Raw genomic sequence first — 12,776 nt, 5'->3', positions numbered from 1 at the left:
GGGCTTGCCCGCGATGACGGCGGCACATTCACAAATGATGTGTCAGGTAGATTGCTATCGCGGGCAAGCCCGCTCCCACAGGGATGGTGGTCATCACAATATGTGGGTCAGGTGCGGGTAGCCCCACGCGCACTGGCGGCGAACTGATCGGCCGGCAGCACGTGCTTGCGCTCCAGCAGGCGATAAACCACACCGGTCAACACCAACCCGAACACCATCACACCCGACAGGAAATACAGACCCGAAGCCAGGTTGCCGGTGTATTCCTTGAGCGCGCCGATCACGAACGGACCGATATAGCCGCCGAGGTTGCCCACCGAATTGATCAACGCGATTCCGGCCGCCGCACTGGCGCCGGCAAAGAAGCGGCCCGGCAAAGTCCAGAACACCGCGGTGCAGGAAAACAGCGCGAAGGCCACCAGGCATAACGCCGCCAGTTGCAGCACCGGCACCGTCAGCCAGGCGCTGAGGAACAGGCCGATGGCACCCAACACGTAAAGCACCGCCAAGTGGCCGTAGCGATCATTCAAGCGGTCGGAACTGCGCGGAATGATCAGCAACCCGATGATCCCGAAGATGTACGGCACCGACGACACGAAACCGGTCACCAGATCCGTACCACCGAACTGCTTGATCAAGGTCGGCAGCCACAAGCCCAGGCCGTAGATGCTCAGCGTCACCGGCAGATAGAACAAAGCCAGCAGCAACACGCGTTTGTCCTTGAGGGCGTGCAACGGATTGCCGTGGCGGGTCTGCCCGTATTCTTCAAGATCCTTTTTCAGTTCGCCGGTCAGCCAGTCCTTTTCAGCCTGGTCCATCCACTTCACCTGTTTCGGACCGTCCGGCAGCCAACGCAGCACTGGCCAGGTCAACAGGATCGCCGGAGCACCGATGACGATGAACAGCCACTGCCAGCCATGCAGGCCAAGAATCCCGTCCATGCCGAGCAGCCCCCCGGACACCGGGCCGGTGATCAACATGGCGATGGGTTGCGACAGGATGAACAGCCCGAGGATCTTGCCGCGATGGCGCACCGGGAACCACTGGGTGATGTAGTAGAGAACGCCCGGGAAGAACCCGGCTTCCGCCGCACCGAGCAGAAAGCGCATCACATAGAAACTGTGCGGCCCCTGGACGAAGGCCATACCGATGGTGATGGCGCCCCAAGTGACCATGATCCTTGCGAACCAGCGCCGTGCGCCGAAGCGTTCGAGCATCAGGTTGCTGGGGATTTCCAGCAGGAAATAGCCAATGAAAAACAGCCCGGCACCCAGCCCGTAAGCGGCGTCACCGATGCCGAGGTCGGCGCCCATGTGCAGCTTGGCGAAGCCTACGGCAGAGCGATCCACATAGGCGATCAGGTACAGCAGGATCAGGAAAGGAATGAGTTTTAGCGTGATGCGACGAATAAGCCGCAGTTCCTGGCTCATGAGATCGGTCTCCGATTGTTGTTGTTATAGAACCTCGGGGGACGCCTCTCGCGGAAAACCGCCAGGGCAATCCCTCCGTTGAACTGGACTATATAGTAATACTATTTACGCAACAACACTTCCAAACAGGCGAATTTGCGCTTATGTTACGCCTCAGCTCGAACAATATAGTCATACAATAAGAGAACCGATCATGACTGATAAGAAACCCACCCTGCGCTCCGCCCAATGGTTTGGCACTGCCGACAAGAACGGCTTCATGTACCGCAGCTGGATGAAGAATCAGGGCATCGCCGACCACCAGTTCCATGGCAAGCCGATCATCGGCATCTGCAACACCTGGTCGGAACTGACCCCGTGCAACGCGCATTTCCGCCAGATTGCGGAGCACGTCAAACGTGGGGTGATCGAAGCTGGGGGCTTTCCCGTGGAATTCCCGGTGTTCTCCAACGGCGAATCGAACCTGCGTCCGACCGCCATGCTCACCCGCAACCTGGCGAGCATGGACGTCGAAGAAGCGATTCGCGGCAACCCGATTGACGGTGTCGTGCTGCTGACCGGCTGCGACAAAACCACCCCGGCGTTATTGATGGGCGCGGCCAGTTGCGACGTGCCGGCGATCGTCGTCACCGGCGGGCCGATGCTCAACGGCAAACACAAGGGCCAGGACATCGGCTCGGGCACCGTGGTCTGGCAGCTCAGCGAACAAGTAAAAGCGGGCACCATCACTATTGACGATTTCCTTGCGGCCGAAGGTGGCATGTCCCGTTCGGCCGGCACGTGCAACACCATGGGCACCGCGTCGACCATGGCCTGCATGGCCGAAGCACTGGGCACTTCCCTGCCCCACAACGCGGCGATTCCAGCGGTTGATGCGCGTCGTTATGTACTGGCGCACATGTCCGGCATGCGCGCGGTGGAGATGGTTCGCGAAGACTTGAAGCTGTCGAAAATCCTCACCAAAGAAGCCTTCGAAAACGCCATTCGCGTGAACGCTGCCATTGGTGGTTCGACCAACGCCGTGATCCATTTGAAAGCCATTGCCGGGCGCATCGGTGTCGAGCTGGATCTGGATGACTGGACCCGCATCGGTCGAGGTATGCCGACCATCGTCGACCTGCAACCGTCCGGGCGTTTCCTGATGGAAGAGTTTTACTACGCTGGCGGCCTGCCAGCGGTGCTGCGTCGTCTGGGTGAGGCCAACCTGATTCCGCATCCGAATGCCTTGACCGTCAACGGCAAGACCCTTGGCGAGAACACCAAGGACGCGCCGATCTATGGGCAGGACGAAGTGATCCGCACCCTCGACAACCCGATCCGTGCCGACGGCGGCATTTGTGTGTTGCGCGGCAACCTCGCACCACTGGGTGCGGTGCTCAAGCCTTCAGCCGCCAGCGCCGAACTGATGCAACATCGCGGGCGTGCGGTGGTGTTCGAGAACTTCGACATGTACAAGGCGCGGATCAACGATCCGGAGCTTGAGGTGGATGCCAACTCGATTCTGGTGATGAAGAACTGCGGTCCAAAGGGTTATCCGGGCATGGCCGAAGTCGGCAACATGGGCTTGCCGGCCAAGTTGCTGGCCCAGGGTGTGACGGACATGGTGCGCATTTCCGATGCGCGCATGAGCGGCACGGCGTACGGCACTGTCGTTCTGCACGTCGCCCCGGAAGCGGCCGCTGGCGGACCTTTGGCGACGGTGAAAGAAGGTGACTGGATCGAACTCGATTGCGCCAACGGTCGTCTGCACCTGGACATTCCCGACGCCGAACTGGCCGCGCGCATGGCCGATCTGCAACCGCCGCAGCAACTGATCGTGGGGGGTTATCGTCAGCTGTACATCGATCATGTGTTGCAGGCGGATCAGGGTTGCGATTTCGACTTCCTGGTCGGCTGCCGTGGCTCTGAAGTACCGCGCCACTCCCACTAACACCTTCCGTTGATCGTTCCCACGCTCTGCGTGGGAATGCAGCCCGTGACGCTCCGCGTCACTTCCCGCGTGGGACGCAGAGCGTCCCTTGATGCATTCCCACGCAGAGCGTGGGAACGATCACCGCGCGCCTGTTATCATGCGCGGCACCCCACCCCACAGGATCGCGCCGCTCCCCATGGATTACCGCAAACCCTCCGACCGAAAAAGCATGCACTCGCGCATCGTCCAGGAACTGGGCATGCAGATCGTTTCCGGACGCTTCAAGCCGTGCGACAAACTGCCTGCCGAAGCCTTGTTATGCGAAGAGTACGCGGTCAGTCGCCCAGTCCTGCGCGAAGCCACCCGGGTTTTGGTCGCCAAGGGTCTGGTGTATTCCCGTCCGCGCGTGGGCACGGTGGTCAAGCAGCGCAAGGAATGGCACATGCTCGATCCGGATGTGCTGCACTGGCTGATGCAAAGCAGCCCGCAAAATGAATTCTTCGACCTGCTGACCAGCGTACGCAGCATCATCGAACCCGCCGCGGCCGCCCTCGCCGCACAGTTCGCCACGGACGCGGACATCGCCTCCATCGGTGAAGCCTACCAACGCATGGAAGCGGCGCCGACACCGGAAGCGCTGCTGCAACCGGACCTGGATTTCCATAGCCGGATTGCCGATGCGACCCATAACGACTTGCTGGCCAACCTGTGCAACATGCTATCGGTGGCGATTGCCGAAGCCTTGAAGCATTCCAACCAGCGACCGAACCTGCATGAACTGGCATTGCCCCGGCACAAGGCAATTCTGACGGCGATCGAGAACCGGGATGCGCTGGGTGCGCGGCATGCGACGCTGGTGCAGCTGGATGATGCGCGGAGTGCGTTGAATGCGGTGTTGGGCGCTGATCCCGAGTAATCAGCAGTCAGGGGCACGACCCTGTTCAACCAATGAGGGTGCGGTATCCGGCTACCGCACCCAGCAATCGCCTGTCCCGTAGGCTCATGATTCCAATCATGCAAAGGATTGCATCATGCCTACAGCTCCATCGCCGGACACCACGGCGTATACCGACGTCACAGCCCGCGCGGTCAGCGCACAGTTTGGCACTCGTCCGACCTTACGCTCGGTAACCGCCCGCCTGCTCCAGAGCAGCCTGCTGGAAAAATATCCGTCACTGGATTTCGATCCCGAGCGCACTCGTCTCGCACAGCCGTTCTCCGGGGGCGGCTGGACGCTCACCCTGTTGCTCGACGTGGCGCTCAACTACCTGGCGAGCGGCACTGCACCGCGGCTGGACGAACAGTACGGTCGCCAGTGTTTTCTAACCAACAAAGCGCCCGTGCGCCTGTCGGTCGATAGCACCCGCCGTCGTGAACCTGATATGCAAATTATCGCGGGCATCATGGCTGAATTGACCGCCACTGTTCATATCGGCTTCCAGGAAGACCTCAGTGCCTATTGGAACGCAGCGACCGACAATAGCGTCAGTCGCTGGCAATGGATTGCTGATTTGCTGGCCGGCGTGCTGAAAACCTCCTCTGTTCGCCACTCGTCAACCAACAGCCTGCAAGCCGACCTCCTCACCGAGCTCTGCAACAACCCCGATAAACAGCAGCGCCTTGAGGCTCCCGGGTCCAAAGGCAGGATCCACGCCTGCTTCATCGAAACCACGTTGAGCAAAGATCAGCTGTCGGTCAGCCTGCAAAGTCCTGACATTTTGCTGATCTGCGGTGAAACCCGTCTGCTGTGCAGCGTGTCCGGTGACATCGAATCATTTCCGTCCCTTGAGGCGTTCGGGCGGGCCTGGTGCGCACGGTTTGAACCGGGCCTGATGGCCGATGCCATTGCCTGGAAACGTTACGAACCTGACGGCAACCTTTTCGACACCCAGGCAGCCCTGCTGCTGAACCAACAGCTCGAAGACCTGGCCGCGCTGACGCTGCCGGCACGCACTAGCCTGGACGACCTGGAAAAACGCTACGAGGCCATCACCGATCCGGCCACGCGATTCATTGGCGCCCAGGCGAGCATTGGAACAGACCTCACTCACCTTCCCCTAATACAGGAAACGATTCCCCAGTGGTTGCAAAAGGCCAAAGCTACCGACCGCATGGCCTATCGCAAACAGGTGCTGGCCCTCGCAAGCCTCAAGCAACAGGCGGCAGGCCGCTCGTTTCAGACGGGTATCGACGACCTTCATACCTTCGCCAAAAAAGCCCTGCGTCAGCAGATGAGCGAAGATCGACCCACCGCCCCCGACTATGACGCCGATCAGCTGGAGCTCACCTTCCATGTACCCGTCGGCGACTTGGGCAGCGGTTATATTCACCGGACCAAAATGTCGTTGACCCAACTGGCAATCAATAACCTGGCCAGTAGACCCAATGGCCGAATAACCATCCGTCACACCGCAGGCCTGGTGATTCAAGACTGGGTCACCGAGGCTTATCTGTTGGATTTGGTCAACCGGGTGAATATCGGCAAACAGTACCCTGAGTTAATTCAGGCCCAATTGCTTGACGACACCCCGCAAGCGCGGGAACGCCAGCGACTGTTCGGCCTGGAGCTTGCCGTTCACTTGCCGATGTTGGCCCTGGAACAGGCGATCAAGGCTGAACAAGGCTTCACTCGTCAGGGCTATCGCTACGTCGAAGCGTTGATGCACGGCACCAGGGCTGAGCGATTCGTGGACGAGCAGGAAATTGTCCTGCGCCCCCTGGCTTTCCAAAGAAAGCCACAGGCCGAGTGCGACGTGGTCAGCAACATGTTCATCATCGAACCCCGTGATCTGCACGCCGATGGTCCGCACATCCTCTACCGACCGCTGTATGTTCCGGCGCTCCAGCAATTCCCGACCCGCCAAGCCCTGTGGCGCGCCATTGCGCAACCGGGTCAATTGCAGAGCAGCGTACTGACGTGGCTGACGGACCGTGCACGACCTGTCTACGACAACAACGGACTCAACGAACCACACATTATTCACTTCCACGTTGGCGATGATTTCGTACCACTTCAAACGCCGAAACCGGCGATTTTGGCAGGCAACGAAGCCGCCGCCGACTGGATCGCGGCGCTGGAACACGGTCGGTTGCTAATGCAACTGTTCGATAGTAATGCCCGTGCATTGGTCGAACTGGCTGACCGGCAATCGGTGTCCAATGCCGAGAGCCGCTGGGCGATCATCCTCGAAGGTGGCTGGCTGCTGTTCAACAACCTGCTTTTACCCCTGGCGCGCGGCCCCGCCATGCTGGTGGGCTGGATGCTGCAAATTACCCATAGCCTGATCCAGGACCTGCCAGCGCTGGACAGCAATGACGCCATGTCGCGGGAGCAAGCCTGGGTCGATGTGTTGCTTAACATTGGGCTGTTACTGCTGCATGCGCCACTTCGCGAAGCCAGCCCCAACGCACTCCCCCCCAACGCTGCCCCAGAGTTTGCGCAGGTGTTGGCCCCATTGCGTCAGCCCACCGCGCACCCCTTCGATACAACCAGGGCTGAAATCACCGAGGCTTCGCCGGGATTACCCTCCGAGCCACCGGGCAGTGGCAACACCCTGCTGGACTTCAACCTGTCTACCGCTCGCGATTCAGCCTCGGCCCGATTGTTCGAAAAACTCAAGGCCGTGCGGGTTCCGTGGCCGGCTAAGCTGCCAGACCCGATTGCCTCCGGCCCATTCAAAGGGCTGTACCGAATCAACGACAAATGGCACGCCACCGTCGCAGCCCTGTTTTTTCGCGTGAGCACCGTACCGGGATTTGGCGAGGTCTATCTGGTACACCCTGAACATCCTGATCATCCCGGTTTCAAACTGAAGTCCGATGGCCAAGGCAGATGGACCCTGGACCAAGGGCTGAAACTGCTCGGCGGTGGCCGCAAAAAAAGAATTGATGCGTTGCGCGAGCAACAACAACAGCGAATCGGGGAGCTGGAGCAGCAGTTTCAGGACTTTCTCGATCAGCAGGATCGCACGGTAAGACGCGTCGACATTGCCGACAACCTGGCACAGTTGAAACTCAAGAGCCCTTCCAGCACTGAGCAAGAGCGCTCCACTTTCCGCCAGCGGTACGTCCAGGAGCTGGACATCCAGACTCAAAGCTACGTAACGCTAATCGCCGGCATCAAGGAAAAAAGCGCTTTGACGGGCCTACCTGTCGACGAAAAAATGCGCAGCGTATTGCTGGGCAACATCATCAAAAATGAACGTAAACGGATTGTCATGGCTGACCATGATCGTGAAGCCGCCAACGCGAACTCCTCTGAGTTCAGCACTGCAGGGCGACTTTATGAGGCGCTGATTACCGGGGACGAAGGACTCTGGGATCGCTACCTCGACTTTGTACGCACAACCAGCGAAATCAATGAAGTCATGATCAAGTCCTATGAAGAAGTGGACAAGCGGCTGCAAGAACTTGAACAGATCCCCCAGCTGGGTGCGCAAGTGCTGGAAGAGTTGAACAAGGGTCGACCGGAAAACGAGCTGACAGCCCTAAGGGTCAAGATTTTTCAACTGATTACCCTGCGAATCCTCAGCGTCCAGACACTCCTGAGCGACACTACCACCGCCCTGGAAGCAGCCATCGACCCCTTGGTGATGCTGTCCCGGTCCCATGCGGAATTACAGTCTGCCCATGTTTATGAATCCTCGGACCGCATCGCTGTGCTCGACAACCTGGTCGACCGCTACAACAAGGCGCAGGACGCCCTGGGGAGTATCGAAATCTTCAGCGCCGATGAGTTACATATGCCGGCATTCAACCGCTTGCGCGAGATCATCGAGCAATTGCGCGTCGATGCCGAGCAGCGCCTGGCCGATGAACTTCAAAGGTCGTCACCCGCACAGGCGCAATCATCCACGCAAGAAGCGGGTACTTCGAAAGGAACAGCCGGTGGCAGGAAGCCTTCCACGGCCAGCCGGAAAAAGGTGATCAAAACGTCCAAAGGTATGTTGATTGGCGACGTTCGCCCGAACACCGACAATCAGGGCGGCGAAATCGTTGACATAAAAGGGCCTATGGAAGACAGCCCCTTGACGTCTTTCCGTGAAGACTCGCCCGATGTCTGGGTCGAAATGGTTGCAGCCAAAACACCGGAACCCAAAGCCACCTCCCGCCCCTACCCGCAACTCAAGGGCGACGCCCGCAAAGCGTTGGCGAAAGTCGATGAGCAGGTCAGGAAGATCGAGGGCTACGCACAACGTGCAAGCTCACCCAAGGAAATCGAAGAGCAGTTGCAACGTGAAGCGCAAAAGCTCATGCATTTCGCCGACAAGCTGGAAAACCATGAGCACGCCCCGTCAACCGGCGAAAAAGACGCCACACTTCTCACCGAACTGCGGGACAAGGCCCGGGTTCTGGAGAACAAGGCAACGGAACTGCGCACCCGCATGACGTTGTACCAGGCTCCCACCAGCGAGGGATTGGAATACCTGCAACATCACAACCAACTTTACGCGCGAATCATTGGCGCACGGGTCCAGCTGAAAACCGGGCGCAAGGATTTCGTGCAGGAGTACGTCTTGCTCAACCGTGAAAACCAACCCTGGTGGTATGGTCATTTTCACTATGCAAAGGCCAACGATGCCAAGGCGAACTACACCCAGGCACACTTGAAAACCAGGGAGCAACGCTACGAAACCTATGAATCGGCCTTGGCGAAGGCCAAGGACCCGAAACAAAAGATCGAAATACATCATGGATTCATCACTAAATCCTTGGCCGAGCAAAGTTTTCTACCCTTGGAACCACGCTGATCCGCGTTTGGCACCCATAAAAAAGCCGCAACCCTGAGGTTGCGGCTTTTCTATTACAGCCTGGAATCAGTGAGCGAACAGCGAGTTGCCTTTCTGCCCCGCCAGTTTCTCCGGTTTGATCAGGAAGCGTGCCAGCGCCGGCAAAAGCCACAGCGCGCCGAACATGTTCCACAGCAGCATGAAGGTCAGCATCAGGCCCATGTCGGCCTGGAACTTGATGGCCGAGAAGATCCAGGTGCACACGCCGATCGCCAGGCACAGGCCGGTGAACAGCACGGCTTTACCGGTGGACTTCAGCGTCTGGTAGTACGCCTCTTGCAACGGCAGACCAGCACGCAGGAAGCTTTCCAGACGGCTGTAGATGTAGATCCCGTAGTCCACGCCAATCCCCACCCCGAGCGCCACGACAGGCAAGGTCGCGACTTTCACGCCGATGCCCATGAAGGCCATGAGGGCGTTGCCGAGTACCGAAGTCAGTACCAGCGGCAGCACGATGCACAAGGTCGCGGCCCAGGAACGGAAGGTGATCATGCACATGGTCGCCACGCAGATGTACACCAGGATCAGGATGGTCAGCTCGGACTCCTTGATCACCTCGTTGGTGGCCGCTTCGATCCCGGCGTTACCGGCCGCCAGGATGAATTCCAGGCCTTCCTTGTTGTTCTCCTTGGCGAAGTCTTGCACCGCATGCACGGCGCGATCCAGCGTGGCGGCCTTGTGATCGTTGAGGAACACCAGCACCGGCGCCAGGGAGCAACTGTTGTTGTACAAACCATCAGCCCGAGCGATCGAGTTGTTCAGCACGTCCGGGTTACGCGACAAGGTTTCCCATTTCAGGTTGCCTTCGTTCATGCCCTTGATCATCTGCTTGGACACGGTCACCAGCGAGATCGCCGACTGCACGCCCTCGGTGTTCTGCATCTTCCACATCAGCTCGTCGATCGGCGCCATGGCCTCGTAGCGCGAACAGCCTTCGGACTTGGTCTTGACCATCACCACCAGCACGTCGGAACTGGTGGAGTAATTGCTGATGATGAAGTTGTTGTCCTTGTTGTAGCGCGAGTCCGGACGCAGTTCCGGAGCGCCCTGGTCCAGGTCACCGATTTTCAGGTTCTGGCTGTACCAGAGGCCGCCGCTGAAGGCCAACAAGGCCAGGATGATCGACACCGGCGCCACTTTCGGGCTGGCAAAATTCGACAGCAGGCGCCAGAACGGGTGTTCGCGGTGCGCGTCTTTCTTGCTGCGTTCGACTGCGCGTTTGCTGATGCCAACGTAGGAAATAGCCACTGGCAGCAGAATCAGGTTGGTGAACACGATGACCGCCACGCCGATCGACGCGCCGATGGCCAGTTCACGAATCACGCCGATGTCGATGATCAGCAGCGTGATGAAACCTACCGCATCCGCAAGGATCGCAATCATGCCGGGCAGGAACAGCTGACGGAACGTGCGCCGCGCCGCAGTCAAGGCGTTTTCTGCCTCGCTGGACTGCAAGGCGATACCGTTGATCTTCTGCACACCATGGGAAATACCAATGGCGAAGATCAGGAACGGCACCAGCATCGAGTAGGGATCGAGCCCGAAACCAAAGAAATGCATCAAACCGAGCTGCCAGACCACCGCCACCAGCGTGGTGCTCAACACCGCCACGGTACTGCGCATGCAGTTGGTGAACCAGTAGAGCAGGACCAACGTGATGACAAAGGCGACGCCGAAGAACATCACCACCATGACCAGCCCATCGATCAGGTCGCCGACTTTCTTGGCGAAACCGACGATGTGGATCTTCACGTTAGGGTTCTGGGCTTCGAACTTGTTGCGGATCTTGTCTTCGAGCTCGTGGGAGAACTTGCGATAGTCCAGCGCCAGCAACTTGCCCTGGTCCTGCGGGTCCGGGTAGGACTCCAGCAGCGGGATATCGACAATGCTCGACTTGAAGTCGTTGGCCACCAGACGCCCGACCTGACCCGACTTGAGTACGTTGTTGCGCAACAGGTCGAGGCTTTGCTGGGAGCCGTTGTAGCTCTGCGGAATCACTTCGCCACCGGCGAAGCCCTCCTCTGTCACTTCAGTCCAGCGTACGCTCGGGCTCCACAGCGACTTGAGACCGGAACGATCAACACCGGAAATGTAGAACACCTCGTCATTGATCTGACGCAGAGTCTCCATGTACTCCTTGGAGAAGATGTCGCCATCAGTGGCTTCCACCGAGATCCGCACCGTGTTGCCCAGGTTCGCCAGATCGTTGCGATGCTCCATCATCTTTTGAATGAACGGATGCTCGAGCGGGATCATTTTTTCGAAACTGGTGGACGGCCGGATCAGCGTCGCTTGCCAGAACAGGAAGATACTGACCAGCAGGCAGATGAAGATCACCGCCGGGCGGTTGTTGAAAATCAGGCGTTCGAGAAACGTCGCCTTGTCTTGATGATGAGTGCTCAAGGATGTCATAGACCCGCCTTCTTATTATTTGCCCGGCTCATTTGGACGACCCATTTTTTCCGTTCTCTGCGCCGGCGCCGGTTGGCGAAGTGACGCGAACGCCACCCTGTCCTGCCAGGATCAGATTACCGTTGCCCGCTGCGGTGACTGCCGAAACGGAAATGCGATCCGGTCGGTTGAACACGCTGAAGGTTTCGCCGTTGTCGTTGCTGCGGATCACTGAGCCACCGTTGCCGACGATCACGATGGAACCGTCGTCGAGCAGCGTCGCACCAGACAGACCGAATTCCAGCGCGCCGCGAGCGGCCTGGAGCTCAATCGGCTCCCAGGTCGTACCGAAATCGGTGGAGCGAAACAGATTGCCCCGCAGCCCGTAGGCCAGCAGCGTATTGGCTTGAGCGGTGCCGATCACGCCAAACAGTGAGCCCTCATAGGGACCTTCAAGCTTCTCCCAGGTCAGGCCCCAGTCGGCGGAGCGGAACATGCTGCCCTGCTCGCCAACGATGAACAGACCGGAATCCTTGACCGCGGCGATGGCGTTGAGGTGGTACTGGTCTTCGTTGTCGAGGCGATCGCTGACATCTTCCCAGTTCTTGCCGCCGTCGGTGGTGGCCAACAACGCGCCGTAAGCGCCTACGGCAAAGCCGCTGTTGACGTCCTGGAACCAGACGTCGAGCAGCGGCGATTCGCGTTTCAGGTCTTCGAATTGCTTGGTCCAGGTGACGCCGCCGTCCTCGCTTGCGAGGATCTGCGCATCATGGCCGACGGCCCAACCGTGCTTGTCGTCGACGAAATACACCGACGTCAGCAGTTGCCGGGTCGGCACCTTGGCCTGGGTCCAGGTCGCGCCCTGGTCATCGGAATACAAAATGTGCCCGCGATCACCGACCGCCACCAGACGCTTGCCGGCGTGAACGACGTCGAGCATCAGGCTTTTGCTGGCTTTGGCAGATTCAACGGAATAGACAATGTCGGATGCTGGCGCAGCAGCGGCCAGCACAGGTGCCGACAGCATGGCACAGCCCAACAGCGAGAGCGCTGTAGCCAGCAACGCGAATTTGCGTAATGCCGGCGGGCGGCAGATACCCACACCCATGACAGGCTCACTCATAGACCTTCCCCCATTATTATTGTTAGGTCGTTCAACCTTTCTGGGCGCCGTAAGGGCTGCTGTTTTAGATTGCCTTTTCTGAAGCATAGTCCTGAAATACGCAATCTAGAGCCACTTCGGAAGCTGGGCTT

6 protein-coding genes are annotated in these 12,776 nt (G+C 58.9%); 3 read left to right on the top strand and 3 right to left on the bottom strand.

The genetic code is table 11. The annotated features are described in order from the left end of the window. Positions 1-107: 107 nt before the first annotated feature. A complete protein-coding gene (locus ACQ4OB_RS24745; RefSeq protein WP_076030998.1) occupies positions 108-1,430 on the bottom strand; it encodes an MFS transporter in 1,323 nt (440 codons plus the stop codon). A 193-nt stretch (positions 1,431-1,623) separates the two neighbouring features. Between ACQ4OB_RS24745 and ACQ4OB_RS24740 the strand changes: the two genes are divergently transcribed. The 3 genes from ACQ4OB_RS24740 to ACQ4OB_RS24730 all read left to right on the top strand — a co-directional run bounded on the left by ACQ4OB_RS24740 (position 1,624) and on the right by ACQ4OB_RS24730 (position 9,092). Beyond that, complete coding sequence (locus ACQ4OB_RS24740; protein ID WP_074876886.1) at positions 1,624-3,360, top strand: IlvD/Edd family dehydratase; 1,737 nt, start codon at positions 1,624-1,626, stop codon at positions 3,358-3,360. Positions 3,361-3,538: 178 nt separating this feature from the next. Then, positions 3,539-4,258 (top strand): FadR/GntR family transcriptional regulator, encoded by a 720-nt coding sequence (locus tag ACQ4OB_RS24735; protein WP_156886757.1) that lies wholly within the window; start codon positions 3,539-3,541, stop codon positions 4,256-4,258. Positions 4,259-4,373: 115 nt separating this feature from the next. Beyond that, positions 4,374-9,092: a dermonecrotic toxin domain-containing protein gene (locus ACQ4OB_RS24730; protein WP_430956640.1), complete on the top strand. Its 4,719-nt coding sequence runs from the start codon at positions 4,374-4,376 to the stop codon at positions 9,090-9,092. Positions 9,093-9,158: 66 nt separating this feature from the next. Here ACQ4OB_RS24730 and ACQ4OB_RS24725 read toward each other — a convergent pair whose 3' ends face one another. After that, positions 9,159-11,543 carry an efflux RND transporter permease subunit gene (locus ACQ4OB_RS24725; RefSeq protein ID WP_074876892.1) on the bottom strand — a complete coding sequence of 795 codons (2,385 nt, stop codon included), beginning with the start codon at positions 11,541-11,543 and terminating at the stop codon, positions 9,159-9,161. Positions 11,544-11,571: 28 nt separating this feature from the next. After that, positions 11,572-12,645 (bottom strand): WD40/YVTN/BNR-like repeat-containing protein, encoded by a 1,074-nt coding sequence (locus tag ACQ4OB_RS24720; RefSeq protein WP_430956639.1) that lies wholly within the window; start codon positions 12,643-12,645, stop codon positions 11,572-11,574. Positions 12,646-12,776: the final 131 nt, after the last annotated feature.

The sequence above is a fragment of the Pseudomonas sp. ES4 genome (genome assembly GCF_050586665.1).
Classification (GTDB): Bacteria; Pseudomonadota; Gammaproteobacteria; order Pseudomonadales; family Pseudomonadaceae; genus Aquipseudomonas; species Aquipseudomonas frederiksbergensis.
The sequence above is the reverse complement of the archived record's forward strand: the minus strand, read 5'-3'. Positions and strand labels throughout refer to the sequence as shown.

Excerpts from the sequence above, each read along its gene's own strand:
- ACQ4OB_RS24745 (WP_076030998.1), bottom strand. The coding sequence starts at position 1,430 with ATGAGCCAGGAACTGCGGCTTATTCGTCGCATCACGCTAAAACTCATT.
- ACQ4OB_RS24725 (WP_074876892.1), bottom strand. The coding sequence starts at position 11,543 with ATGACATCCTTGAGCACTCATCATCAAGACAAGGCGACGTTTCTCGAA.
- ACQ4OB_RS24740 (WP_074876886.1), top strand. The coding sequence starts at position 1,624 with ATGACTGATAAGAAACCCACCCTGCGCTCCGCCCAATGGTTTGGCACT.
- ACQ4OB_RS24730 (WP_430956640.1), top strand. The coding sequence starts at position 4,374 with ATGCCTACAGCTCCATCGCCGGACACCACGGCGTATACCGACGTCACA.
- ACQ4OB_RS24720 (WP_430956639.1), bottom strand. The coding sequence starts at position 12,645 with ATGAGTGAGCCTGTCATGGGTGTGGGTATCTGCCGCCCGCCGGCATTA.
- ACQ4OB_RS24735 (WP_156886757.1), top strand. The coding sequence starts at position 3,539 with ATGGATTACCGCAAACCCTCCGACCGAAAAAGCATGCACTCGCGCATC.